The sequence below is a fragment of the Neobacillus sp. FSL H8-0543 genome (assembly GCF_038592905.1).
GTDB lineage: Bacteria > Bacillota > Bacilli > Bacillales > Cytobacillaceae > Neobacillus.
The window spans coordinates 3,876,979-3,901,500 of sequence record NZ_CP151943.1 but is presented as its reverse complement, the minus strand read 5'-3'; the positions used below and the strand labels follow the sequence as shown (position 1 = coordinate 3,901,500).

Here is a 24,522-nt window from a genome sequence, read left to right as displayed (position 1 = left end):
AATTACTCCTTTTATTTCTTGAATGATTGGAAAAAGGACACAAAACATAAAATAGGCATAGTGGTACATAAAAGGGTACAATCCTCTTACTTACCACCATGCCTGATCGTATCAGTAACATGTGATCACTATTACCTATTATCTTAAGAATATCATTTTTAATAATAAAAACAATAGATGTTATAAATTTTTTTACTATTCGGTTAGATTTTTCGAGCTGGACAGAGAAACTTGATGCAAAGCTTTTATTGAAAAGTAGTGTTAAGCTCCTCGTGTTTCAATACTGCTCACTTCTATGCACTTTTGTAATATTTGTATGTTTGCTCTCTCATTTTTATGAATAATAGATTGATAGTTGGGCAGTAAAGCGTCTAATGGAGAAAAGCTTGCTTCTCCACAAATGTCGATGCCCTCTACCTGTTTTGATATTAATATCATTTCAAGACAGTAAATTAATCTTGAGGTGTCCATCTTTCCCTGATCCCAGTTCGTTGTGACTTCATTTGGATTTAGGACGTCCTTATCAATACTTATGTATACAGATTGAGTTTGAATGGCAGATAGAATTGCCTTTAATGAGTAAGGTTTACTTCTATTAAACGGAAAAATAACAACACGAGGATTATTGGCGTAATGTGCTAGGGTCATAGTGGTTGGGCCGATGATTACTACTCGCTGCAATAATGGTATCTTTTTGAGTGCATAGGAAACCCATGAACCGCACGAGAGCATCGAGCTTTCCTGGTCTATATCGGTTCCTAGGTCGGAGTGATTATCGAATAAAACGAGGGTAAAAGCCTTTGTTATTTCGGTTAATAATGGATAGGTAAGATAATGATAGTTTCCATTACCTATGAAGGTAATGCCTCTATTCCTTCTTTTTTGCAAATGTCCTTTTAAAGTTTGTAATGAATCTTCTTCGCAATATAGATTAACATGTTTCATTTGCTGAAAGTTAAGTTTTTCATGTGAGAAGTCTTGAAGTTTCCGCTGTGCATAGTAGGTTTCATCAAAATTAATAATGGTTATATCCTTTTTCAATAATCCCATGTTCTTCTCTCCTTTATAAAAAAAATTCTCCTTCCTATACATTTACGATACCATATGGATTTTCATTACAGATTTAACAAATTAGCGACAATTTATCTATGGATTAAAAGTTAATTTGAAATTTGATATGCATCAAAGCTATAAACTTCTAAACCTTCTATTATAGAGACAGATACAAAAAACAAATAAAAACATACAGGAGGAAAAGAAAATGAAAAAAATTGTACTTGGTGTTGAACCATTAAGCTGCCCATCTTGCATTAAGAAAATTGAAACGGCATTAAACAAAACCGATGGGGTGGAAGAAGCAAAAGTCATGTTCCACTCAAACAAAGTTAAGGCTCAGTTCAATGAGGATGTTGTCAATGCGGATACTATTCAAAGTGTCATCACAAACCTTGGCTATCCAGTCCTTTCACAAAAAATTTCTTAACAACGATTAAAAAGGGCATGTCCCGCTGTGTAGTAACCTTACAGCGTGACATGCCCTTTTTATTCTTCTTCTGGATAATAGCAGAAGTATTATTTAGAAAGTTGTCTTCATTCAGCAAATTCATTAATCTTACAAAATGAAATTATTTCATCTAAGTGGTAATATTATTTACGAACACCAGAAAGGAATTGATTATGATGAAAATTATCGCCATCGTGGGTAGTAACCGCAAAGAATCGTATAGTAAAAAGCTAGCTGTTTATATGCAAAGGCGTTATCAAATGAACGTAGAGATAGAAATCTTGCCCATTGAACAGCTGCCAATGTACAACCAGGATGATGAGTTAGATCCGCCAGCTATTGTAAACGAAATAAAAAATAGGGTGAAAGAAAGTGATGGAGTCCTATTTGTTACACCTGAATACAACCACTCTGTACCGGCTTTTTTAAAGAATGCGATTGATTGGTTTTCTCGAGTGGATAAGGTATTAGTGAATAAACCAGTAATGGTTATGGGCAGTTCCCCAGGTGCTTTAGGTTCTGTCCGAGCGCAGATTCATCTGCGGCAAATATTAAACTCACCTGGAATTGCTGCTCTTACGCTGCCAGGAAATGAAGTTATTATTAGTACAGTACATGAAAAGCTTGATGAATCTGGTAAGCTCACTCATGAACCAACCATTCAATTCATAGATACAGTGATGAATAACTTTGTTGATTGGGTTAAGAAAAACAAAGGACTGTAGATGGATTCTACATTAATTGTTTAGAAAGTTCCTAAATTTAATCAATTAGTTCTTAAACTTACGGAATTACTGACTAAAAGAGGGAATATATAGCTCAATACAAGAAGATTTTATATGTAATTTTCCATCTTGGCCCCTTCTAAAGGGGCCATTTCCATTTTATCAGCGAAACTTGGCCTTTTATCAGCGAAACCTATTTACCTGCTACCCAAAAAAATATATTAGTTAGTTTCTGTACTTTTCATATATAGTTCCGTCTTGGCATCCCATTCTCATAATAATATATTAATTTCAAAAATAAACCCCTCACCATTTTCGATGAGGGAATTCCCGCTGTTGGTGTACAGATGATGACCAAGGTTTAACAATCAACAGCGCTCGCCATTATGCCGAGCGCCTTTCTCATTTCATTTCTGTATATCTAAAGGAACAACCAATTCTAATTCCTTTATTACTTCTATAAAACCTTCATTATTTACATCTGCTGGTTTAAGTGTAACTGACTGAGGTATCGTATCCATTGGTGGCAATGCCAGTACCATATGGTGTCCGTATTCTCCAGCCATGCCTGATTGTAGTTCAAGTCGATCATATACGCGACCATTACTATCGACCACGGAGAAATCAAACCATTTCCATGTATCATTTTCATCCATTTCAGCCGGATAATCCATCGTTAGATCTATTCTCGTTGAAAGAGGTGAAAATGTTACTTTATCGGCTGTTATAGTATAAACATCATCAGCTGTTTTAGCTTTCACTTTCGGATAGAATTCGGATATATCCCCTTTTATTTTTTCAAGTGGGAATGCCACCTTCCACTTGCCCTCATAACCAAATAAATCTTCACCATGGACCGCAATCTCAATTTTATCACCGTATTCATTATAATTTGAAAGGGTAAATTGATGATGTTCAATAATGGTTTTCGAGTTTATATCATCTTGCCCTGTTGATCCCATCGCTGGTTTGACTGGCTGTCCGTTAATTGTTATATAATTAAAGCCGGCTTTTTCTTCTTCCAGTGAAAGATCCTTAACTCCTGTGTAAACTACTGTTACGATTAACCGGCCGCCATCGTAAGCCGCTTCTTTTACGGTCATCTTTAATCCATTTTGACTATCCTGTTTTTCAATCACCGTTGTTAGTTGATCACGTTCAATTTTTTCAGAGGCTATGTCTCTAAAATCGTTATAAATTGGTCCAATGAGTGGTATATTTGATAACGCTTCTGCCATTCCCGTCGAAACAAACCCAGAGCCAAGTAGGCTAATACATAATCCACATGCAACCAATATAGATTGTTTAGTTGTTCTTCCATGTTTTCGTCTGTTCTTCCCCTGGTTCATCGCAGCCTTCTCCCTTGCCAATAACTTCTCAAGCGGTACATCTATGTTATCGATTGATTGATTAAACTTTTCTTTATTCATAAAAATAACCCTCCCTTAGAATCGGCTTCAGCTCTTTTTTTGCTCTATTCAAGTGGGATTTCACCGTTCCTTCCGGGTAATCCATAATGTTGGCAATTTCCTTAATGGACAAATCGTGATAATACCTCAGCAAGATAATGGTCTTGTATTTGGGGTCCAGGAACTTAAAGGCTTCTGATAAGTCCATTGAATGGGCTATGTAATCGATATTTTCTTTTGAAATTAATTCAGCAAATATTTCTACATCATCTGTTGTAAAATGTCGCGACTCTTTTCGAATAAAATCAATTGATTTAAAAACAAGAATCTTTACAATCCAGCTTTGAAAACTTGCTGGGTTTTTTAACGTCTTTATAGAAGTATAAGCCTTGTAAATTGTTTCTTGATAAATATCAAGAGCATCTTGTTCATTTCTAAGGTACGAATAGGCAGTCCGATACAATTTATAGCGAACAGAACTTATTAGTTGTTCAAATGCTTCATCATTACCTTTCCTTGCCTCTTGTACTAATTTAGCTACTTCCATTTGGGTTTTCCCCTCCGTTTCATAATAAAGTCGAATGGGGAAGTGGAAACGTTGCAAAATGATTAAGAGCAAATCCCATTTACATCCGATACATATCCAAAGAGCAACCTTTGTTCTAATGTGCCCCTCATAAGTAGGCACACTTTCCCCCGTGGAAAAATGCTAGTTATTGAAAGATTTTAGACAATAAATTGATCAATTTGTTTTCCTTGCAGTAATAACCCCACTGAAGCAGGCTTCAATGGGGTTATTATTTCTCCTCTTTTCCTTTCGTTCCATTCAGAATGATGTTTCACACGATTATTACTTTCCTAATTAACTTTATGATCAACTGCTTGTTTTTGAAAAGCAACAAATTAAGTGTTTGGAAATGAGACTGAGGAATACATGTATAAACCTAGGGAACGGAAAAACTTAAGATTTTCTTCTTGATGTCCTCTTATTTTTAGTCGCCGATTTCGGTTTCCTCTAATAGTAGACGAATCATAAATTATTTGGTTACACAATTTTTTTACGCGGTGCCTGCCACCGTCCGCGAGTCTCTGTGATCTTTCAGGCCTTAATCCTTTACGCTTGAATCCACTCGTTTTTCACTCATAAAATAACTAACGGTACCAAGGTGGTACCTCTTCACCATAGATCTATACTTGACCCGTTATATTTTGCGAACGGCGCCTGTCACTATTGGCACTTTATTTTTCAGAATTAAAAAGAACAAAAAACACCAATTCCTTGATGTTTTTGTCAGCCTTATTAATGGTTAAGAAATGGACTTGCTCTCTTCGATCTTCATTTCCTTTTCCAATTGAGCTACTTGAGCGTCAATTGTATTACGGTAAAAGGAACTGTTTACTGTATGTTCAAGGCGGTCAATGTAGTTTTCAATTTCTTGAAAACGGGATGATGGCTTATCAGAATAACTATTTGAATCTACTACTTGGTTTATGCGCAAGTTTGCCCGTGTAATATTTTCCCGCCCCATAAGCTCCATCCTGCGAAGATTCATGTCTTTTAGCTTATGCTCCATTTCTTGATGCTTTCTTTCTAATTCACTTAGCTGCCCTTCCACTTGTACCAAGGATACCTTCAACCTCTCAGCACGCTCCGAATATTGCTGGTGCTCTGCTGCAGCAAATTGGTGTAGCTCTGTCTCACCTGCTTTGAATGCAATTTCAGCCTGGTATTTCCTTTTTTCAGATAGCTCCACAGCCTGTGCAAGCTCTTTTGCAAACTCGTCTTTAAGTGTAGCTTGTCGTTCTACTAGCTTACCCACCTTTTCTGTTTCCTGTTCACATTGGCGTAGGTACTGGTTAAGTAAAGCAATTGGGTTTTGTTTTTCTTTTTGATCAAGAGCAGCGTTTAAATCAGCCATCACTGTATTTTTTAATCTGGTTAATAGGTTTGTCATTTTATCTCTCTCCTTAGATTAGTAATTTTTTAATTCAGTCCATTGTTTTTCAAAATTAACAAATGGGTCTGAGTCTTCTTTTACTGCGCTCCTTTTGCTGCGGTTCCAGTTTTTATAAACAAGATAGAGTATATATGCTGCAACAACACCAATAATTGCAGGTGCATTAGCGATAGAAGCCATCAGTAGAATGAATCCAAGAATCCCTAATGCTACTTTTCCTCCAGTGGAATCTGCTTTTAAAAACTGCTTGTATATAAAGTACAGAAGCACCAGACTAACAAGTAACCCGATCATCGGACCAATCGTTGATAAAAAGATGATGACCGCCATTCCTCCCGCTAAAAGTAAACCAAATTTTTTCATTTTGTTTTCCTCCTTCGTTTATCTTAATTTCATCATACCTTTTTTCTTACACTTTCATAATTGAGCCTAAGCTTGATTTTCGTCTCAGACTTGGGACGTAGAAAAGGTCAGTCTCTTATGCACACCATGTGCAAAAAGACTGACCTTGGTTGGTTTAGATTCTATAAGTAATGAAAACTTTTTACACGGTGATGACAACTTTCCCTTGCGCGTGTCCTTGTTCAAAATACCTGAAAGCTTCCTGTATATCACCCAAAGGGAAGCTTCTATCAATAACCGGTTTAACTTTTCCTGCTTCGAGAAGTTCTTTCATATACACCAGATCGTTTTGGTTTGCCCTTTGTAAAAAGCTGGACATTTTCTTGCTGTCAGTCATTGAAATCCATGGGCCTTGTATCATGACTTGGAACATTTGAGCCCCGGAACCTCCCACGTGTACAAAAATTCCGTTTGGCCGTAATGCCCGTTTATAAGCGGAAACTGGCTGATATCCATTAACCCCAAGAATTAGATCAAAATTCTGCTCTATTTCGTTAAATTTACCCTTGGTATAGTCAATCACATAGTCTGCTCCAATTGAACTGACGATCTCTAAATTTCTCGTACTGCACACAGCGGTAACTTCCGCCCCGAACGATTTGGCAACTTGTACGGCGAAAGTCCCAACACCACCAGAGGCACCATAAATCAAAACCCTCTGTCCCTGCTGTATTTTACCTTTATCCCGAAGACCTTGCAGGGCGGTGACCCCAGCCATAGGAACCGCAGCAGCTTCCTCAAAAGACAGATTGGCCGGTTTTAATGCCAATGCCTTTTCGGGAACAGATACATATTCGGCCAGACCACCCCACCCGGAGCCTGATAGGTCTCCGAACACCTCATCACCTGGCTGGAGGCGCTGAACATCTTTGCCGACTGCCTCAATTACACCTGCGATATCACCTCCGGGAATGGAGTATTTTGGTTTTAGCAGACCGAATGCAAAGCGTGCCAAGAACGGTTCCCCTCTCAAAAGTACCAGGTTACCATAATTTATGGATGATGCATGAACCTTTACCAATACTTGATTATCTTCTAGAACAGGTTTTTCAACCTCCTTTAACTCAAGAACATCAGGCGGCCCATATTTGTTAGTAACGATCGCTTTTATAAAAATCCCCCCTACTTTAACTAAATTTGATTTTTTCATATTTAAATATTTCTATAAAATGCTAAAAAAACCTTTAATTAAAAAGTTATTCCAATTTGAAGGTATTTAAGACTGGTAGAAGAAATAAAAAACGCTGGCAATAAAACAATTTTTAATTTGGCACTATTACATAGGTCTACTTTTATATAAAATGTAATTATCTTCTAATTACATTGATGCGAGGTGGCATAACTATGTATATACCTAAAAATTTCGAAATCAACGACAAAGATATTATTTATGACTTTATTGAAAGGTACAGCTTCGCAACTTTATTTTCTCAGCATAATGGAGAGCCGTACGCTACTCACCTTCCACTGATATTAAATAAAGATGAAAGTGCTTTATATGGTCATTTCGCAAGACCGAACGAGCAATGGAAGGATGTAGAAAACCAACAAGTTCTTGTTGTTTTCCAGGGTCCACACTGTTATATTTCACCTTCTTGGTATGAAACAACTAACGCAGTACCAACTTGGAATTATGTAGCTATACATTTATATGGAACGATGGAGATAATCGAAGATGACAAAGTGATATTTGATTCTTTAAATGACTTAGTAAATAAATATGAAAGTCCTGATAGTCCATACAATTTGAATGAAGTAGAACCCCGTTATATTGAGGGAATGAGTAAAGGCATTGTAGCGTTCAAAATCAAAATCTCAAAAATTGAAGCAAAAGCTAAATTAAGTCAAAACCACCCTTTGGAACGACAGGAGTTAATTATCAAGCATTTAGAAAGAACTTCAAATCAAGATAATATACAAGTAGCATCACTTATGAGGAGAAACCCTAAAAAATAACTTGTATTTCCCGTTTTGACTTTAATTAAGTGAAAAGGATAATAGATATTAATTATCGACTGATTTTAAAAAAACACCAAAATCCTAAAAATCTGACGTTTGAAAATTCCCTAGCCTTTTCTAAGTAAACAATGAATAACTATTCATTTTGTGTTAAAATTTCACAAAGGGAAGATTAGGGGGAGGTTTCATCTTATGTTAGTAAAGAAAAATTTCCAACAACAGGCGATAAATGCGGTTCAAATAGGTAACGGTGCAGTGTCGTTACAAGGGGTAAAATTAAATGTTCATTGCTTTTCTGTTGATGGTGTTTTAATTGATACGGGGGCAAAATCATTAGAAAAGGAATTTATACCCTTTTTTAAACAACAAGATATCGATCAAGTGGTAATCACGCATTTTCATGAAGATCATACAGGCTGTGCAGCGTTTTTACAAAAAGAGCTTGAGCTGCCTGTTTATATGAACGATGTGATGCTTGAGTATTGTAAAAAGAAGCCTGATTATCCCATGTATCGAAAATTATTTTGGGGGAAGCGCAGACCTTTTCATGCAAATGCAATTGGAAATACTTTTTCATCCCGTAATGCAATATGGGACGTGATTGAAACACCCGGTCATGCTATCGATCATTTGGCCTTTCTAAATCGTGAAACCGGTCAACTGTTTACTGGAGATTTGTATTGCCAGGAAAAGACAAAGGTCGTTTTACGCGAAGAAAGCATTCCAACCATTATTGAATCCTTAAAGCGAGTTTTAACCTATGAATTTGAAGAGGTGTTCTGCTGCCATGCTGGCTATTTAAAAGATGGGCGTGCTGCTTTACAAAGAAAGCTAGAACATCTGTTAGATCTTCAAGGAAAAATTATTAAACACTACGAGGATGGAATGTCACCGAATCAAATTAGCAAAGCTCTTTTTCCAAAAAAATATCCCATCATCCTTTTTTCTTCAGGGGAATGGGACTCATTGCACATCATAAATTCTATTCTAAAAGAACACATTAAAAATTCAATGTCTGCCTAGATTATATAACTTTTTGTGACAAACAACTGAAAAAACATTAAATTCTAACTTGGTTTTTAAACCATATAGAACCTATGAAACAAACAATCTAACAAATAAAAAATTAAAAGCGCCAGGCAACTTCCAAAATTAGAAGGTGCCAGGCGCATTTTAAACTAGCAAGGGATAGATCTATTCCATGCGTTTTCTCTAGTTACTTTTTATAGGTTCTAATACTTTCGCAATATTTTCATTGCCTAAATCAATCGCATTCATATAAGCGGTCATATTTGAATAGTCTTTGAGGTTCGGGTCTGCTCCAAGATCTAGTAATACTTTTACCGTTTCCTCATTTTCTCAAAGTGCTGCATAAATTAATGGTGTCATACCTCCCCCAACCTCTTGGTAATCCAGATCGGCACCAGCAGAATGCAGAAGTTTAACCATTTCAGTTTTTCCTGCTTCAGCAGCAGTCATAAGCGGCGTCATTCCGTAACTAGTTTCATTATTTGGATCAGCACCATTTTCAAGCAGCGTTTTGACCATTTCAGCATTCCCTGTTTTTATTGACCAATCCATTACTGTATACCCTGTGTAGTCCTCGACCTCTATGTCTTTTACTTCTTTGGCCAGTTTCTTTACGCTTTCTATATCTCCATTAATTGCCGCTTGAATAATTGGAGGCGTATCGTCTATTTCTATTGCCTCTTCTTCAATATCTGCAAAAGGGTCAAAGGATTCAATGGCATTCAGGCCATAATAAAGTCCCCCGATAAAGATAGAAAATATTATCAGGGAAACGAAGCCAAATACCCAATTAAATTTTGACCTTTTCGATAGAATGATAGGTTCCATCTCAGTAAAGTAAGTCTGAATAGCATCTATTCTTTTTGGCAAGGGCGGGTGCGTTGAAAGAAATTCACTTAGCCAGACAAAGAAACCCTTTTCCTGGTTCATTTGATTCATATACTCGACATGATTAACACGGGAAGCAAACTTTTTTCCTATAGCTAGGATCATCAGACTGTTTTTTGAAGCTCTCATGTTACCGCTGTAATATGCAGCGTACCGGTCACAAGTGTATTCACAGGCACGGAGGTACGTTTCTGCCACACCAGGGATCCACATCGATGGCAGGATTAATGCCATTTTTCCAAGATGGTTCCTTTTTATATGGGCAAGTTCATGGGCGAGTATAAAATCAAGTTCCTCTTCTAATCCTTCTTCTATCAAATCAAAGATTTCCGAATAAACTACAACCATATTCTTACTAAAAAAGCGGGTGGCGAATGCATTAAGCACCCCACCTGACTGCAAGACATACACATCCGGCACCTTTTTAAGCTCCATATTATGGCACAGTTCCTCTACCTTTTTATATATCGTTGGAAATTGTTCTGGTGAAAGTTTTACAGCATTGGTCCGGATTTGTCCCATCGATATTCCATGAAGTATAAAAGAAAGCACAAACAAGCATAAAATAATGATTAAGCCTATAATGGAAACTGCAAAAAGCACGTATGAAATCATGCTAATAAACAGAACAACCCAAAAATAAACTTTTTCCTTATTATAAACCAAATCCTCAGGTGTCAGCTTATGTTCGTTCAAAGGTTTCAAGTCTCCTTTATTTCATTTAGTTAGTAAAATTATACTTGCTTTGAAAAAGCCTGTCACTAATATTTATTTTTCCAATACAGAAAAAAGCGCACAGGCACCTTCCATATATTTGGAAGTTACCTGTGCACTTTTCTTAGTTCATTTACCATTTAAAAAATCTAAACTAATTCATGCGTTTTGAAATGAGCTAATTCACCAGCCGCCTTGACACGGATACGTGTGGCATTTCCTGGCATATAGGCGAGCGGAACGTCTTCGATATCTACAATAACAAGTGAATCGGGTTCTGCTCCCGCATTTACGGCTTCACTCATTGCGATTGTTTTTGCATCTTCTAACGCTTTTTCTCTTCCAATTACATCAAGGGTATAGACCTTTTCAATTTGTCCACTAACCTGGGAAATCGCGGATCCAATAGCATTGGCAACACCTGAATGTTGTGGTCGAATAACCTTTGAGGCTCCTCTTAATTCTTCTGGGAGTAATATGCCGCCTCCGCCAACAAGGATAACCGGGACAGGGGCAGCGCTTGTTTTCATTTTATCAATCGCTTCCTCTACCATTTCTACTAATTTTTGATAGATTCTCTTCAATAATGATTGATCCAAATGCGCTACCTTTGAAGCATCTCCCAATTCAACTTTCCCTAGGGCTACAGCCACATCGGTAGTCGTTAACGTATCGCCGCCAAAAATTAACCCCTTTTCAGGCAGACGGTATCCGACACTGTCTGGTCCAATCGTGAATTCACCATTTTCTTGAATTCTAACAATCGTACCTCCGCCAAGGCCGATGGAAACAAGGTCAGGCATGCGGAAATTTGTACGCGCACCGCCAATTTCAACCGCTAACGAGGACTCCCTTGGGAACGATTGAACGAGAACACCAACATCTGATGTTGTTCCGCCAACGTCCACCACAATCGCATCGGTAAGCTCACTCAAATATGAGGCACCGCGTAATGAATTGGTTGGTCCACAGGCAACGGTGAAAATAGGGTATCGAATAGCGTACTCAACGGACATTAATGTCCCGTCGTTTTGTCCGAAAAATACTCGGGCTTCAATACCTTCCGCTTTTAAGGCATTGATAAAGCCCTCAGCAGCTGTTTTTGCCACATTGACAACAGAAGCATTTAGAATCGTAGCATTTTCTCGTTCCAATAATCCGACTGACCCGATCTCTGAAGATAAAGAAATGGCAATATCCTCTCCAAGGACTTCTCGTAAAATCTCACTTGCCCTTTGTTCATGATTTTTCGTTACTGGAGAAAAGACAGACGTAATTGCTACCGAATCTACCTTCCCTTTGATTTCATGAGCAATTTCATATAAACGCTCTTCATCTAAGTCAACAATCTCACGGCCATCAAATTCATGTCCTCCGCGGATTAGATAAACATGCTTGCCTAGTGCCTCACGGAGATCCTCTGGAACGCCAATAAGTGGTTTCACTGCTAAAGTGGCAGGTGCTCCAATGCGGATTGCCGCAATGTTATTCAATCGTTTTCGTTCGACGATGGCATTGGTACAATGAGTGGTGCCAAGCATCGCATATTTAATTTGCTCGCGAGGCACATTCGCTTCGTCAATAATTTTTTTCATAGCATTGTAAATTCCAGTTGCTACATCCTCAGTAGTCGCCGATTTTGTTTCAGAAACCACTTGGTTATTTTGATCTAAAAGTACGGCATCAGTATGGGTTCCCCCGACATCGATTCCTATACGATAAATATTCATTATAAAGCCACTCCTTTTTTTACAAGCTCTTCGACAGGAACATAATCCACATCATAGCCAAAATACTTTGGACCTACTGTTTCTATTCCCTTAGGTGTTCTCCACTTCGGATGACTTGGGATTCCAATAACCACACATCTGGCGCCATAACGAATTCCTTCTGTTGTAATCGGAATACCCGTTTCCGCATCCAGTACGGCAATGAGATCGGGTGTCACACACAGGAGACGTTGTTCCGTTTGAGCGATTAAATGTTCATTCTGAAAGCTAAGCTTGACCGTTTCTCCCTTATACTCATTCAGCCCTTCAATACTTGCTTCTCCTCTTGCAAAGCCCGTTTCTGTTTTCCGATTAATATCACTTACTTTTCCGCTAAACAATTCAAACCCACCAACGGTTTTCAAAACTTCTTGGATTGGATTTACATTGTTTACCTTAGCTAGCCTGATCGCTTTTCCGATCTCTTCTTCCAGCTTCAAAATACCGCTTATTCCGCTATCCTTTAATTGTTTACCTGTCATTGGATAAATAGCACACATGACGGAACCACCCATTTGAACAGTCGCAGCTCGGGCAATTCTCTCGGTCCATACATTATTAATCGTCGATAACAAGAGCGTATTCCCTTTTTCATCTGCAATAATTCCTGGAGTTGCAGAAATGCCATCTAAATAAAAGGTGACCATTTGCAGCTCAGGAAAGGCTCTGCCCATTCCGTCCACATCTATAACAGGTAAGCCTAATCTGGCAGCTGTGGCAAAAGGAAGCATGGAGTTTACTCCACCGGCTTCAATTGGAAAGGTTCCATAAATCTTTTTCCCTAAATATTCTTCAAGTTTTTGAAAGGCATCAATCGCTTCTTCCCCGCTTGGAGCTTTTTCCAGCATGACTGTTGGTGCTCCCATCATTGATGAAGGAACAACTAAGACGTCATCTGGTACTTCGTCCGCTTCCAATAAGGTAATTTCCCCATATTCTTCAATAGCTTGCAGTGCCATAAGTTTTCCAATGTACGGGTCACCGCCGCCACCAGTTCCGAGCAGGGCTGCTCCAACCGCTATATCCTCAATTTCCTGTTTTCCAATTTTTCTCATAATTAAAATACCTCCAATATTCAGTAAATTTATTAGGCAGCTTGCTCATTTACATCCTTTTTGTCTTTCATTGTATTCAAGATTATTGAACCGAAGTAATAAACAACTGCACTTACTACAAGCGAATTGATCGATGGAATACCAACTGTCACGAAATATCCGGCTGCAAATCCTGCACCCCAGGCAAGCAATGTTACAGGGCTCATTTTTTCAACATTTGCCGGTAACGTTCCATTGGCTCTGCTTTCATCTAGTGCTTTTCGGTGCGTTTTTAAAATGAAATAATCAATGACCATGATTCCTGCCACTGGAGGAATAAACACTCCTAGCAATACGAGAAAGCCCACAAACATATCTAGAATACCTATTACCGATAGGACAGTTCCAACTACACCGATAACAAGTGTGACCACGCCTCGATTTAATTTGAGTTTAAAGATAGAATCAAAAATATTTGTAAAACCTAGTGATGAAGAATATAAGTTTAAATTATTGATTTTAATAGTAGAAAATACAACGACTATCGCCCCTAGCCAGCCAGATGTTTGCACCATGATACTGACAACATCATTCGTTCTCGCTGCAAGTGCCATAAGCACAGCAATCATGTTAATGCCAAGCTCTCCGATTAAGGTTCCGATCATTGTCATCCAAAAAACATCTTTACCGCTTTTTGCAAAGCGGCTGAAATCAGGTGTGATGACCGCACCAATAATAAAACTCCCCGCAACCATTGTTGCCGCTACACCCATTGTCAATGGATCGCCTGCAGGGGCAGTATTCGTTAAATCAATTAGCGAATGCTTGCTAAGAACGGCATAGATACCGACGCCAACGGCCAATAGAAAAGCAGGAACGGCGATGGTGGCCGTTGCACTAAGTAATTTAAATCCAAATATAACTAATACTGTTACACCAAGCCCTGTAAGTGTGGCAGCAACGGGAAGACTTAACTTGCCATTCGTTGCTTGTACAAGTCCATCTGCAAAAACGGAGTTTTGGACACCAAACCAACCAATACATGCAATCGCAATAATGGCCCCAATGATACTTGACCCATAGCGGCCAAATCCAGTCCATCTTGAAAGCAGACTCGTCGACAGACCTTCACGAGCTCCTGCATAACCTAAGAGAAAACTAATTACCTGTAAAATCACGCTGCCTAACATCGTAGCCCAAAATGCGTCCCAAAAGGTCATTCCGTATCCTAATGCAGCACCTAAAATAAACTGAGAAATGGTTGCGAGAGCACCCACCCGAACAATTGTGATACTCCACAACGAATGTCGTGCTGATTGCGGAACCCTTGATAAGGAGTAATCATCACCTAAGGCTTTTTTGTTTTCCAATAAAATCATCCCCTACTATATAATTTTTACGAGCACTACGGGAGTGCCAACAAGGCTAAATCTGCAATTTCCCCAAAGCCTTTATGCGAATCCTTAATACTTCCCCTTCAAAATAATCAAACGGGAACTCTTCAATTGAAACGACGTTAATGCTTTCCTCTTTTGCGCCTTTTAGGAAGAGCTGCTGAATTAGTTTTTCTTTCTCAAGCTCAATGATTTCCTCTTTTGATTGATTTTTTAACCAAAACACTTTGTCCGTTTGGGCACTAAGGGGTGCAAAGCAGGCACCAACGGCATTACTAATATGATGACCTGAGGGATGATAAACCCGTTTGTATTTCCCGAATAACTGGTTACTCAGCAATGTGCTGCCTCCGCCAACTAACACGATGGGAAGTCCTTCACTATTTAACTCTAAACGAGTGATTTTTTCCTTAATTTCTCGGGTCACTTTTTTTACGACTTTTTTACAATCTTCATAGGATAATTTTTTCAACCCGCCAAGACTGCTCTTTTGGTCTGATAACGAATCCGAATCCATCTTAATAAAGGAATCCGTTATCGTCCAGGAATCGCCTCCCCAAGAAATCCCTTGATGTTCGAGGTCACTAGCAATCGTTTCTTTAATTTGTACAGCTCCTTTTTCTAGCGAAATCAAACTTCCTCCTCCATAGGGCAAGGAATAAACTTTTGGAACTCTCATATTGACATCAATGTTTAAGAACGAAGTTGAACTCACAGCCATTTCCGGCTGACCGTTTCGAATTCTACCGATTTCTATCGTGCTGCCGCCAAAATCAACGACTATACAATCTCGTAAACCACTTAATATGCTTGCCCCTCTGAAACTATTGGTTGCTCCTGATCCAATGGTGAAAATGGGATAATCAATGGCCTCTTGAAGTTCAATTAAGGAGCCATCATTTTGTGTTAACCAGCAAGGACATTGTAAGGATAGCTTTTTAAAAATACCGGTTAAGTCCATCATTGCCTGACGAATAACTTCTGCAAAAATAGCATTTAACAGGGCTGCATTTTCTCTCTCTACAAAACCAATACTTCCTAGCTCATGCGACATCGTTATAGGAATCTTAGGAAATTGTTTTTTTATACAATCCCGAATGTAACGTTCCTCGTTATCCATGAGCGGCGAGCTGGCACCTATAATACAAATGGACTCGATGTGTTCCTCTTTAATATTCTTGTATAGCTGGTCCATTTCCTCAGGAGCAGGGGTTCTGCTAGTTTCTTCAAGGAAACTTTTTATATAGTAGACCTTACTAACATATTTTTTGAGATGTTCTGGCCAAAATAGAGCTGGTTTTAGAAATGAAGGCTTCTTCATAATCCTGATCAGCGCTGTTTTCGAAAGTTGTACAGGGTGATAAAGTGCATTTTGTACATGAGTGGTTCCAACAAAAACACCGTCTATTTGTTCAGGAGCAATACCAGCCTCATCGATGACATGTTTTGCTGCAAGGCCTATCCCTGAAATAATATCCTTGGTGGTTAATTGCTTTTTCCAAGACAGGATTTTCCCTTCTTTTCCCACAATTACTGCATCCGTATTTGTTCCACCCACATCAATTCCAAGCTTCATCATGGCCATCTCCTTGCAATGGTTGGTAAGAACTAACTATATTAAAATTTTCAGGTCCAACAAATTTAAGCATTTCCTGTGTTCGAAGGATAGTAGGTGCAGGAACAGCTACTATTTTTACTGATAAACCCTCTTGTATTTCAGCAACATTATAAGGAATTAGTTTTTCATCCTCCAATACAAGGATTAGATCAGGTGTCGTGCAAATATATTGTTTTTCTATAATTGAAATAAACTCATTTCTAAATTCAATTTCAATTCTTTTATTGGAAAAAGATGATCGACCCTCTACGGTGAATTTCCCGATTAAAACTCCCGCTTCAAACCACCGGCTTACTTCTGTTACTATGCCAGTGATGATTGATATCGGTTTGCCATAAAGGGAGTTTTCGAATACTGCCATCAACTCTACCATTTTTTCACTAGCCTGTGTTTCTTTCGCCAAAGCCTGTCCTAGGCGATAAATTAGGTTGATCGAACCTGGGATCATCGAGGTTTTCATCTTTCTTGCACTTGAACCAAAACCCACAAAGTGGACAAACCCGCCGCTTTTCGTAATAAAATCCTTTGCCTGCTCCGCTGTTATTTGAATATCATTTACTGCTTGAATCACTGTGTTTTCCTCAGGAGTTTCAAGGATAAGCGGTGAGGCTGAAATCCCATAAAGCTGAAAGGTTGTCATAACTAATTCGGGAAAGGCCCTTCCCATGCCATCTCCATCCACTACAGGTAAATCGTTCTGATAGGCCGTCAGTAAAGGAGCTAATCCATTAATCCCTCCAATTTCAACGGGAATAACCGCAGCTGCCTTTTGTTGGACAACGGATTCATAAAGCTTTAAAGCTCTCGTTCCCTCCTGACCCGATGGGATGTTTTCATTATAGAAAACAGTTGACCCCATCATGCCTGTTCCCACAATCCACTCATCCTCTAAATCAGCAATGGTCTTAACTATTATGAACTCATTATCTTTCATTACTGACATCAGTAGATTCTGAATGGTTTTTGTATTCCCACCACCTCCACTAGCAATTAATTTTGCTCCCATTGCCAATAATGGAATATCCTGTTTTTTAATTTGCCATGACATGAAATATTCTCCTTTCCAACTTAAGATGCAAGAACCGTGCCAAAAAAATAAAACCTCTGAAGCCAGAGGATTTTAGGTTTATCTTGTTTTAACATTGAGAATTATCAAAATAATCTTGATAATGATAATTGCATTTTCTAGCAAGAGATGCGTATATACCTCGATTTTCTCAGAATTTCTCAATTTTTCTCTAATTTTCTCAATTTTTATCAACTTCTACTTGATTTTATATTTCGTAATCCTTCGATATAGGGTTGGTAAACTAATATTTAATTGGATGGCTACCTTCTTTTTCGCACAAGTATCCCTTCCATATTGGTCTAATAATTCAATAATCATTTCTTTTTCATTTATGCTCTCCCCCGTTTTACTTGGAAGTGAAGATTCCCTTTTCCTTACAGGTTCTTTATTAGCTGCCGTCTGAAAATAGTTGGGCAAACTTTCAATCGTCACCAAGTCACCGATTTCCAATTGAATAAAATGATGAACAACGTTTTGGAGCTCCCGGATATTACCAGGCCAAGCATAGCTCAGCAACCTTTCAAGAACCACTTCTGAAATTCTCTTTGGCGGCCGAACTAATTCCTTTGAAACTTTATTTAAATAGTAATCAATAAGAATTGGTATATCTTCTCTACGTTCTCTTAAAGGGGGTATCATAATCGGAATAACATTTAGCCGGTAATACAAATCTTCACGAAATTCCCCATATTTTACTAGCTCTTCTAGGTTTCGATGGGTAGCCGTTATGATACGAACATTAACTGGAGTACTCTTTGTGTCCCCTAACCTTTCAATTTTTCTTTCCTGGACAACCCTTAATAGTTTTGCCTGTAAAGGAAGGGGGAGATCACCAATTTCGTCTAAAAAAATCGTCCCGCTATTAGCTAGCTCAAATCGTCCTGCTTTATCACCAGTTGCACCTGTGAAGGCACCTTTAACATGTCCAAATAGCTCACTTTCGAGTAAGGATTCTGGAATGGCTGCACAATTTAAAGCGATAAAAGGACCATCCGTCCGATCACTAGCCGAGTGAATCGCTTGTGCAAAAACTTCTTTACCGGTTCCACTCTCCCCCCTCAATAATACTGTAGTATCACTAGGAGCAATTCTTTTGCCAATATCAATGACATTTTGAATAGAGTCACTTGTCCCTTTGACATCATGAAAGGTATAGAGAACCCGTTGTTCATTCTCTTTCTTTTTTGATTCGATAATAGGAGTTAAATTGATTAGAAACGAGACAATCGTTCCATTTGTCATAAGTGGTTTCACCATGATCGTAAATAGCTTCTGTTTTCCATTTTTTATCGTGCAAGAAATCTTCCATTCCTGCGGTTTCTTACTATTTTTGACTTTTAGCCAATCATCATGAGGTATTATTTCGGTAATATTTTCGCCCATTAAAATGCTTTTACTCATAGTAAATTCCAGACCTGCCCGATGGCTCATATTATGAATCGTTCCATCTGGACCAACAATTAACACAGGATCCTGTATAAACGAAAAGAGCCCATTCACTTCCTCTAAAATTGAATGGTTTTGTTTCCTCAAATTTTCATTCTCCACTTTATTACTAATCCATTCCCTGCAAAAATCAAGCTGCACATCCATTTTTGGATAGTTATCTAAAAACCATGCTTCCTGACCTTCTGCACCTGAAATCAAAAGAATACCTATTACTTTTCTATCTTGTGTTATAGGCTTTATCATAAAGATTTCCGCTGAAGTATATTCTTTTAGTGAACACCGCTCACACGTATGGCCCATGCTATTTCTCACTATCGTTTCCATACCAGTCTTTTTGACCTTATTGATGAGCGAACAATTTTGTTGTAATTGTTCTTCAAACAATACCTCAATCTTAATGGGGTATGGGTCGAGTAATTGTGAAATAGTCAAATTTATATCGTCGATTTCAATTTTGTTAAACATATGTACCACCTAAGTTTACTAGCTTGAATGTATTTTTTAATTTCCTCTATTTTATCTTTAGTTCGTCTTAAAAACAATTTATTCAATGGGGGTACATTGATTTGAATCATTTCTTGCAACTATTGGAAATTGGTGCTATTCTTTCAAAAATTAATAAAGTTGGAATTTTGGTCTACTGAGGAGAGAAAAGGAATGAATGTTAGAGAAATAAAAATATCTGATGCAGAAAATTTTGCAAATCTTACTCAACAAGTGGAAGGTAGTTCGCAGTATATGCTTTGGGAAGCAGGAGAAAGAAATATTCAATCTGAAAATCAATTAAAGATGATTAGAGGAATGGAAGATACCGAAAACTCTACTATCCTGGTTGCTGAAAACAATAATAATTTAATTGGATTCTTACTTGCAAAAGGTGGAAATGCGCGAAGAAATAAACACTCTGCTTACATTGTTATTGGAATTTTGAAGGAATATAGAGGAAAAGGAATAGGAACAAAGTTATTTAATGAGTTGGAACAGTGGGCTTCTAATCATAAAATTTGCAGGTTAGAGTTAACAGTCGTCACAAAGAATGAAGCAGGTTTATCATTATATAAAAAAGTGGGATTTGAAATCGAAGGAACAAAAAGAAATTCATTATTCATCGATGGTGAATTTGTTGATGAATACTATATGTCAAAACTCTTGTAATTTCATTTTAAAAAGCGCCAGTCATCTTCCTAACTTTGGAAGACGGCTCGCACTTTTCTTATTTTATTTAATTAATTGACCTATAAAATATCCATCCAAATCTTTATGGCTGTTGCTAAAATTAAAAAGGCTAATACCACTTGTAAAATCTTAGTGTTTACCTTTTTTCCAGCCATTGCACCTAATGGTGAGGCAATTAGACTGGCTATAATCATAATTACCGAGGGTAAGAACGCTACTTGTCCTGTAGAAATTTTCCCTACAGTGGCACCGATTGAAGATAGAAACGTAATAGCCAAAGAAGAGGCAATCGTCATACGTGTGGGTATCTTTAAGACAACTAGCATGATTGGAACTAATAGAAACGCTCCTGCTGCTCCAACAATTCCAGAACCAATTCCAACAATTAATGCTAGAGAGGAGGCAAGCCATTTATTAAACTTAACTTGGTCTAGAGGAATATCATCTATTCCTTTTTTCGGAACAAACATCATAACAGCGGCAATTAATGCTAATATCCCATAAACTAAATTGATTCCACCCTCTGTCATTAACCTTGAACCATAACTGCCAACCAAACTACCGATTAATATGCTTGCACCCATATATCCAATTAGTGATTTATTTAAAAAACCACCCTTACGGTAGGCCCAAACCCCACCGATTGTCGCAAATAACACCTGCACAGCGCTTATTCCTGATACTTCATGGGCACTAAATGCTGCTAAACCAAAGAAAGGTGGAATATATAAAAGCATTGGATATTTAATAATGGATCCGCCTATTCCTAGCATCCCAGATATATAGGAACCAATAAAACCAATTAAGAAAATGGTAATGATAAATCCGATTTCCATCGTAAAGCCTCCCCTTTAAGAAAAGGGACCCAATATGATCCCTATTTCTTAGCCTTTTTGTATCCAAAACTTCAAAATTTCGTTTTCCACTTCGTGTTTAATTACCTCGTGACCACCTGATTTTGCCCATGCCGTTAGATCGTTTTTTGCACCTTTATCGGTTGCATGGATTTCTAAAACCTGACCACTTTCTAATTCATTCATTACCTTTTTTGTCTTTACTATCGGCATTGGACATGCTAGTCCTTTTGCATCTAAAATCTTATTTGATTTCATTTCTATTACCTCCTAGTTTTTTTGTACTTATCGAACGGCACAGCGATTTGGTCCAATTTCCATTTCACGTTGTTTCTCGTCATCAGGGTAAATTTTCCCCATATTCGTTTCACGAATCTCTTGATAGGCATTGGGTTGTGGTGGTAAGTTTTCCGTTACTATTTTTCTAAATTCATTTTCGTCTTCAATATTTAAACCATGGTTTTTAGCATATAATGTTCCTAATTTTTCTGAAACACTACCATCGTCATTTAATTCTTCAATAATCATAAAGTGAGCTGGAAGAACAACTAATTCCTCTGACAGTTCTCTGTAGCGTTTATATAGACTTTCTCTTAAATCGCCGACCCAATCCTGAGCTAAACCAGCTAAATCTGGTCTTCCAATAGAGTCAATGAACAAAATATCACCTGACAGTAAGTACGTTTCATCCACAATAAAAGAAGTCGATCCAATGGTATGGCCTGGAGAATATAACGCAGTGATATCAATTTTCACCTTTCCGATTTCTACTAGGTTTCCATCTTCTAATGGCTGATAGGTAAAAGTAACTTCTGTTGCATCCTTTGGAGGCAGCCAATACGTTGCGCCTGTTTTTTCTGCAATCTTTCTTCCACCGGAAATATGGTCCGCATGTAAGTGTGTGTCAAAAACATGAGTGATTTTCGCACCAATACTGTCAGCAAATTCAAGATAAATGTCAGTCATACGTGTGGCATCGATAATCGCAGCCTCACCTTTCGAAACAACCATATAAGATAAACAGCCTTTCCCAATCCGTATAAACTGGTACATTTCGCCACCATTCTTTAAATTTCCAACTTTAACTGGTTCTAAATGTTCACTCCAAGCTTTCATCCCACCCTTTAGGTATGAAACCGATAGCCCTTCCTCTGAAAGCATTTCAGCAATCATAATAGATGAGCCTTCCTTTGCACACACCACTAAAACTTCTTTATCAGATGGAATCTTATCCATAATCTCTTCAACCCCATCTAGCAACTCAAAATAAGGGATGTTAAAATACTCGAAGTTTTCTCCTTCAATCTTCCAATCCTGAAAGTCACTCGCATTGCGAACATCTAAAATAAATAATTCTTCCTTATTAATTACCTTTTTCGTTACCTCTTTAGCAGTCATACTATTTACAGCCATACCATTTTACCCCCTACGGTATATTTTATTTTAAAAAAATAATTACGTTTGATCCTATTGGTTCACTTTAGTTGTTTTACCAGACCATTGACTCATCCCTGGTACTACGTTAGTAACTTTAGAAAATCCCTTTTCTGTTAACTTTTGTGCTGCAAGGTCACTGCGATTTCCGGTCCTGCAGACAATATAAATTTCAGTTTCTTTACTTATTTCATCTAATCTGTTTTCTAATTCCCCTAAAGGAATGGAAATCGAATTTGGAATATGATTAAAGGCATATTCTGCTGTTTCTCTTACATCTAAAACAACAAGGTTATCCATCTTTTCTAGCTTTGTTTCAAGCTCTTCATTGTTGATCACAGTTGGGTGTTTTTTTTCGATTGTGTCGTCACTAGAGGACTTTCTAAGGTAGTGCATTAAAACCCCGCCTTCCTCTAATGTACCTAAGTATTGATGACCCGTGCTTTCCGCCCATGCCTTTAAATCTGCCTTGGATCCCTTATCCGTTGCTAGTACTTCCAATACCTGACCAGCCTCTAACCCGTTCATGGCCTTCTTTGTTTTGACTATTGGCATTGGACATGCTAATCCCTTTGCGTCTAAAATTACGTTTGCTTTCATGTTTTCCATATGATATCCCCCTGTTATTATACCCAAGCGGGTATTATTGTTTTGAAAAAAATTTATTCTACAACGCCTTCCCAGGATAGCATTCCACCTGTCATATTAAGGATTTTAAATCCATGATATTCAAGAAATTGTGATGCCCGACCACTTCTACCACCTGAGCGACAAACCATGATATATTCTTTTGATTTATCTAACTCATGCATCCGGAACTCGATCAGTCCTAAAGGAATGTTAACGGCTCCTGGTATTTTTCCAGCTGCAACCTCATCCACTTCGCGTACATCAATGATGTCTAATTTTTTTTGTTCATTTAATAATTGTTCAACTTCCTTTGCCGTCATTGCTTTCATCTTAAGGTCCTCCTCTTTTTTCATATTATTATGACCAAGCGTTCATGCCGCCTTTTACATTCGTTACTTTTGTATAGCCTAACTTTTTTAATAGCTTACTTGCTTGCCCACTTCTCATTCCGCTTTGACAAATAACAATTACTTCTTTGTCGTTTGAAATTTCTTTCTCCGCTTTTTGTGCAAGTAGATTAAGTGGAATATTTTTAAATTCCCTAATGTGATTTCCTTTATATTCCCCAGGTGTTCTTACATCTATGAACAATTTATTTTTATCCTTTAATTCATTTTTTAATTCTGCTGTAGAAATATTTCGTACACCTTTCGTTGGCATGAAACGATAAACCATAAATAAAATGATAAGTGCAATAAATACGTAATTTATATAATCCAAGTCTAGTCCCTCCTATAGTTGGGGGAAATATTCCCCCATATCAATGTAAATTAAATGAACAGATTGACGTTCCCATCTTCAGCCTCTGCTAAATAGGCTGCAACTCCTGCATATTCAATATTATCTAAAAGCTCTTCTTTATGAAGACCTAGTAAATCCATCGTCATCGTACAGGCAATTAGCTTTACATCCTGCTCCTGTGACATTTCAATCAGCTCAGTTAGTGGCATTGCATTGTGCTTTTTCATTACCTTCTTAATTAGCTTAGGTCCAAATCCAGCAAAATTCATTCTTGATAATCCCATATTTTCTGCGCCTCTAGGCATCATTTTAGCAAACATTTTCTCCAAAAATCCCTTTTCAACTGAAATACTTTCATCTTTTCGTAAAGCATTTAATCCCCAGAAGGTGTGAAAAATTGTTACTTCATGATCATAAGCTGCTGCACCATTTGCAATAATATAAGCTGCCATTGCTTTATCATAATCTCCACTTAATAGGACGATTGTTGTTTTTTTCTTTTCTGTCATTTTTAATGACCTCCTAAAATAAAATTACCTATATGGGTATTTAATGAAGTAAAAAAATATTTTATTACCGTTACCCCTATGGGTATAATAGTAATAAAAATATAAGAGGATGTCAACCCTTTTTTAACGACTTCTTACCAATAGGTTAACTGCCTCTTTAATTAGATCCTCGGCATTCCTTTCACTCGTTTCATCTGCTTTACGTACACATTCAACTAAATTAGAGCTAACAATCACTCCAATTTTCGAAATCATGC

The 24,522-nt window shown here is 37.8% G+C and carries 24 protein-coding genes and 3 pseudogenes; 5 read left to right on the top strand and 22 right to left on the bottom strand.

From position 1 onward, the window contains the following. Positions 1 to 261: 261 nt before the first annotated feature. A complete protein-coding gene (locus NSS81_RS19615) occupies positions 262 to 1,050 on the bottom strand; it encodes an arginase family protein (RefSeq protein WP_342430315.1) in 789 nt (262 codons plus the stop codon). Positions 1,051 to 1,261: 211 nt separating this feature from the next. Between NSS81_RS19615 and NSS81_RS19610 the strand changes: the two genes are divergently transcribed. Together NSS81_RS19610 and NSS81_RS19605 are read left to right on the top strand one after the other, a co-directional pair. Beyond that, entirely contained in the window at positions 1,262 to 1,483 is a 222-nt protein-coding gene (locus NSS81_RS19610) for a heavy-metal-associated domain-containing protein (RefSeq protein ID WP_342430314.1), read from the top strand. 197 nt (positions 1,484 to 1,680) lie between these two features. Beyond that, on the top strand, positions 1,681 to 2,229 hold the full coding sequence (locus NSS81_RS19605) for an NAD(P)H-dependent oxidoreductase (RefSeq protein ID WP_342434082.1): 549 nt from the start codon (positions 1,681 to 1,683) through the stop codon (positions 2,227 to 2,229). A gap of 407 nt (positions 2,230 to 2,636) precedes the next feature. Here NSS81_RS19605 and NSS81_RS19600 read toward each other — a convergent pair whose 3' ends face one another. The 5 genes from NSS81_RS19600 to NSS81_RS19580 all read right to left on the bottom strand — a co-directional run bounded on the left by NSS81_RS19600 (position 2,637) and on the right by NSS81_RS19580 (position 7,148). After that, positions 2,637 to 3,659 (bottom strand): DUF4179 domain-containing protein, encoded by a 1,023-nt coding sequence (locus tag NSS81_RS19600; RefSeq protein WP_342430313.1) that lies wholly within the window; start codon positions 3,657 to 3,659, stop codon positions 2,637 to 2,639. Beyond that, a complete protein-coding gene (locus NSS81_RS19595) occupies positions 3,652 to 4,185 on the bottom strand; it encodes a sigma-70 family RNA polymerase sigma factor (protein ID WP_342430312.1) in 534 nt (177 codons plus the stop codon). Before NSS81_RS19595 ends, NSS81_RS19600 begins: the two co-directional genes overlap by 8 nt. Before the next feature lie 760 nt (positions 4,186 to 4,945). Further along, positions 4,946 to 5,593 (bottom strand): PspA/IM30 family protein, encoded by a 648-nt coding sequence (locus NSS81_RS19590; protein WP_342430311.1) that lies wholly within the window; start codon positions 5,591 to 5,593, stop codon positions 4,946 to 4,948. A gap of 18 nt (positions 5,594 to 5,611) precedes the next feature. Next, positions 5,612 to 5,959 carry a flagellar basal body rod protein gene (locus tag NSS81_RS19585; RefSeq protein WP_342430310.1) on the bottom strand — a complete coding sequence of 116 codons (348 nt, stop codon included), beginning with the start codon at positions 5,957 to 5,959 and terminating at the stop codon, positions 5,612 to 5,614. A gap of 181 nt (positions 5,960 to 6,140) precedes the next feature. Continuing rightward, a complete protein-coding gene (locus NSS81_RS19580; RefSeq protein WP_342430309.1) occupies positions 6,141 to 7,148 on the bottom strand; it encodes an NAD(P)-dependent alcohol dehydrogenase in 1,008 nt (335 codons plus the stop codon). A gap of 194 nt (positions 7,149 to 7,342) precedes the next feature. Here NSS81_RS19580 and NSS81_RS19575 point away from each other — a divergent pair, with 194 nt between their 5' ends. After that, entirely contained in the window at positions 7,343 to 7,954 is a 612-nt protein-coding gene (locus NSS81_RS19575; RefSeq protein ID WP_342430308.1) for an FMN-binding negative transcriptional regulator, read from the top strand. A gap of 195 nt (positions 7,955 to 8,149) precedes the next feature. Beyond that, positions 8,150 to 8,980, top strand: coding sequence for an MBL fold metallo-hydrolase (locus NSS81_RS19570; RefSeq protein WP_342430307.1), 831 nt, complete (start codon positions 8,150 to 8,152; stop codon positions 8,978 to 8,980). A gap of 189 nt (positions 8,981 to 9,169) precedes the next feature. Here the strand turns inward: NSS81_RS19570 and NSS81_RS19565 are convergent. From NSS81_RS19565 to NSS81_RS19530, 8 genes and pseudogenes are all read right to left on the bottom strand, one after another. Further along, positions 9,170 to 9,814: pseudogene (locus NSS81_RS19565) on the bottom strand (ankyrin repeat domain-containing protein). 24 nt (positions 9,815 to 9,838) lie between these two features. After that, positions 9,839 to 10,396 (bottom strand): annotated as a pseudogene (locus NSS81_RS19560) (M48 family metallopeptidase); the annotation flags it as partial. A gap of 341 nt (positions 10,397 to 10,737) precedes the next feature. Beyond that, positions 10,738 to 12,318, bottom strand: a complete 1,581-nt coding sequence (locus tag NSS81_RS19555; protein ID WP_342430306.1) for a hydantoinase/oxoprolinase family protein — start codon at positions 12,316 to 12,318, stop codon at positions 10,738 to 10,740. After that, the gene (locus NSS81_RS19550; RefSeq protein WP_342430305.1) at positions 12,318 to 13,412 is read right to left on the bottom strand and encodes a DUF917 domain-containing protein; all 1,095 of its coding nucleotides are present in this window, start codon (positions 13,410 to 13,412) and stop codon (positions 12,318 to 12,320) included. The genes NSS81_RS19555 and NSS81_RS19550 overlap by 1 nt, the downstream gene beginning before the upstream one ends. Before the next feature lie 32 nt (positions 13,413 to 13,444). After that, positions 13,445 to 14,761, bottom strand: coding sequence for a cytosine permease (locus NSS81_RS19545; RefSeq protein ID WP_342430304.1), 1,317 nt, complete (start codon positions 14,759 to 14,761; stop codon positions 13,445 to 13,447). Positions 14,762 to 14,816: 55 nt separating this feature from the next. Continuing rightward, positions 14,817 to 16,364, bottom strand: a complete 1,548-nt coding sequence (locus NSS81_RS19540) for a hydantoinase/oxoprolinase N-terminal domain-containing protein (protein ID WP_342430303.1) — start codon at positions 16,362 to 16,364, stop codon at positions 14,817 to 14,819. Continuing rightward, complete coding sequence (locus NSS81_RS19535) at positions 16,345 to 17,451, bottom strand: DUF917 domain-containing protein (RefSeq protein ID WP_342430302.1); 1,107 nt, start codon at positions 17,449 to 17,451, stop codon at positions 16,345 to 16,347. Before NSS81_RS19535 ends, NSS81_RS19540 begins: the two co-directional genes overlap by 20 nt. A gap of 216 nt (positions 17,452 to 17,667) precedes the next feature. Continuing rightward, a complete protein-coding gene (locus NSS81_RS19530) occupies positions 17,668 to 19,386 on the bottom strand; it encodes a sigma 54-interacting transcriptional regulator (protein ID WP_342430301.1) in 1,719 nt (572 codons plus the stop codon). Positions 19,387 to 19,578: 192 nt separating this feature from the next. On the opposite strand from NSS81_RS19530, the gene NSS81_RS19525 reads away from it, so the two are divergent. Continuing rightward, positions 19,579 to 20,076 (top strand): GNAT family N-acetyltransferase, encoded by a 498-nt coding sequence (locus NSS81_RS19525; protein WP_342430300.1) that lies wholly within the window; start codon positions 19,579 to 19,581, stop codon positions 20,074 to 20,076. Positions 20,077 to 20,156: 80 nt separating this feature from the next. Here NSS81_RS19525 and NSS81_RS19520 read toward each other — a convergent pair whose 3' ends face one another. From NSS81_RS19520 to NSS81_RS19485, 8 genes and pseudogenes are all read right to left on the bottom strand, one after another. Then, the gene (locus NSS81_RS19520) at positions 20,157 to 20,933 is read right to left on the bottom strand and encodes a sulfite exporter TauE/SafE family protein (protein WP_342430299.1); all 777 of its coding nucleotides are present in this window, start codon (positions 20,931 to 20,933) and stop codon (positions 20,157 to 20,159) included. A gap of 48 nt (positions 20,934 to 20,981) precedes the next feature. Next, a complete protein-coding gene (locus tag NSS81_RS19515) occupies positions 20,982 to 21,209 on the bottom strand; it encodes a sulfurtransferase TusA family protein (protein ID WP_342430298.1) in 228 nt (75 codons plus the stop codon). A gap of 27 nt (positions 21,210 to 21,236) precedes the next feature. Further along, entirely contained in the window at positions 21,237 to 22,364 is a 1,128-nt protein-coding gene (locus NSS81_RS19510) for an MBL fold metallo-hydrolase (RefSeq protein WP_342430297.1), read from the bottom strand. A 54-nt stretch (positions 22,365 to 22,418) separates the two neighbouring features. Then, positions 22,419 to 22,994 carry a sulfurtransferase TusA family protein gene (locus NSS81_RS19505; RefSeq protein WP_342430296.1) on the bottom strand — a complete coding sequence of 192 codons (576 nt, stop codon included), beginning with the start codon at positions 22,992 to 22,994 and terminating at the stop codon, positions 22,419 to 22,421. Positions 22,995 to 23,047: 53 nt separating this feature from the next. Further along, positions 23,048 to 23,344: a rhodanese-like domain-containing protein gene (locus tag NSS81_RS19500; RefSeq protein ID WP_342430295.1), complete on the bottom strand. Its 297-nt coding sequence runs from the start codon at positions 23,342 to 23,344 to the stop codon at positions 23,048 to 23,050. 28 nt (positions 23,345 to 23,372) lie between these two features. Then, positions 23,373 to 23,735, bottom strand: a complete 363-nt coding sequence (locus NSS81_RS19495; protein WP_342430294.1) for a rhodanese-like domain-containing protein — start codon at positions 23,733 to 23,735, stop codon at positions 23,373 to 23,375. Between the two features lie 50 nt (positions 23,736 to 23,785). After that, positions 23,786 to 24,265, bottom strand: coding sequence for a DsrE/DsrF/DrsH-like family protein (locus NSS81_RS19490; protein ID WP_342430293.1), 480 nt, complete (start codon positions 24,263 to 24,265; stop codon positions 23,786 to 23,788). Between the two features lie 123 nt (positions 24,266 to 24,388). Continuing rightward, positions 24,389 to 24,508 (bottom strand): annotated as a pseudogene (locus NSS81_RS19485) (metal-sensitive transcriptional regulator); the annotation flags it as partial. Positions 24,509 to 24,522: the final 14 nt, after the last annotated feature.

Excerpts from the sequence above, each read along its gene's own strand:
- NSS81_RS19525 (WP_342430300.1), top strand. The coding sequence starts at position 19,579 with ATGAATGTTAGAGAAATAAAAATATCTGATGCAGAAAATTTTGCAAAT.
- NSS81_RS19510 (WP_342430297.1), bottom strand. The coding sequence starts at position 22,364 with ATGGCTGTAAATAGTATGACTGCTAAAGAGGTAACGAAAAAGGTAATT.
- NSS81_RS19530 (WP_342430301.1), bottom strand. The coding sequence starts at position 19,386 with ATGTTTAACAAAATTGAAATCGACGATATAAATTTGACTATTTCACAA.
- NSS81_RS19520 (WP_342430299.1), bottom strand. The coding sequence starts at position 20,933 with ATGGAAATCGGATTTATCATTACCATTTTCTTAATTGGTTTTATTGGT.
- NSS81_RS19610 (WP_342430314.1), top strand. The coding sequence starts at position 1,262 with ATGAAAAAAATTGTACTTGGTGTTGAACCATTAAGCTGCCCATCTTGC.
- NSS81_RS19600 (WP_342430313.1), bottom strand. The coding sequence starts at position 3,659 with ATGAATAAAGAAAAGTTTAATCAATCAATCGATAACATAGATGTACCG.
- NSS81_RS19490 (WP_342430293.1), bottom strand. The coding sequence starts at position 24,265 with ATGACAGAAAAGAAAAAAACAACAATCGTCCTATTAAGTGGAGATTAT.
- NSS81_RS19535 (WP_342430302.1), bottom strand. The coding sequence starts at position 17,451 with ATGTCATGGCAAATTAAAAAACAGGATATTCCATTATTGGCAATGGGA.
- NSS81_RS19555 (WP_342430306.1), bottom strand. The coding sequence starts at position 12,318 with ATGAATATTTATCGTATAGGAATCGATGTCGGGGGAACCCATACTGAT.
- NSS81_RS19540 (WP_342430303.1), bottom strand. The coding sequence starts at position 16,364 with ATGATGAAGCTTGGAATTGATGTGGGTGGAACAAATACGGATGCAGTA.
- NSS81_RS19585 (WP_342430310.1), bottom strand. The coding sequence starts at position 5,959 with ATGAAAAAATTTGGTTTACTTTTAGCGGGAGGAATGGCGGTCATCATC.
- NSS81_RS19595 (WP_342430312.1), bottom strand. The coding sequence starts at position 4,185 with ATGGAAGTAGCTAAATTAGTACAAGAGGCAAGGAAAGGTAATGATGAA.
- NSS81_RS19590 (WP_342430311.1), bottom strand. The coding sequence starts at position 5,593 with ATGACAAACCTATTAACCAGATTAAAAAATACAGTGATGGCTGATTTA.
- NSS81_RS19500 (WP_342430295.1), bottom strand. The coding sequence starts at position 23,344 with ATGAAAGCAATGACGGCAAAGGAAGTTGAACAATTATTAAATGAACAA.
- NSS81_RS19570 (WP_342430307.1), top strand. The coding sequence starts at position 8,150 with ATGTTAGTAAAGAAAAATTTCCAACAACAGGCGATAAATGCGGTTCAA.
- NSS81_RS19505 (WP_342430296.1), bottom strand. The coding sequence starts at position 22,994 with ATGGAAAACATGAAAGCAAACGTAATTTTAGACGCAAAGGGATTAGCA.
- NSS81_RS19605 (WP_342434082.1), top strand. The coding sequence starts at position 1,681 with ATGAAAATTATCGCCATCGTGGGTAGTAACCGCAAAGAATCGTATAGT.
- NSS81_RS19550 (WP_342430305.1), bottom strand. The coding sequence starts at position 13,412 with ATGAGAAAAATTGGAAAACAGGAAATTGAGGATATAGCGGTTGGAGCA.
- NSS81_RS19575 (WP_342430308.1), top strand. The coding sequence starts at position 7,343 with ATGTATATACCTAAAAATTTCGAAATCAACGACAAAGATATTATTTAT.
- NSS81_RS19515 (WP_342430298.1), bottom strand. The coding sequence starts at position 21,209 with ATGAAATCAAATAAGATTTTAGATGCAAAAGGACTAGCATGTCCAATG.
- NSS81_RS19615 (WP_342430315.1), bottom strand. The coding sequence starts at position 1,050 with ATGGGATTATTGAAAAAGGATATAACCATTATTAATTTTGATGAAACC.
- NSS81_RS19580 (WP_342430309.1), bottom strand. The coding sequence starts at position 7,148 with ATGAAAAAATCAAATTTAGTTAAAGTAGGGGGGATTTTTATAAAAGCG.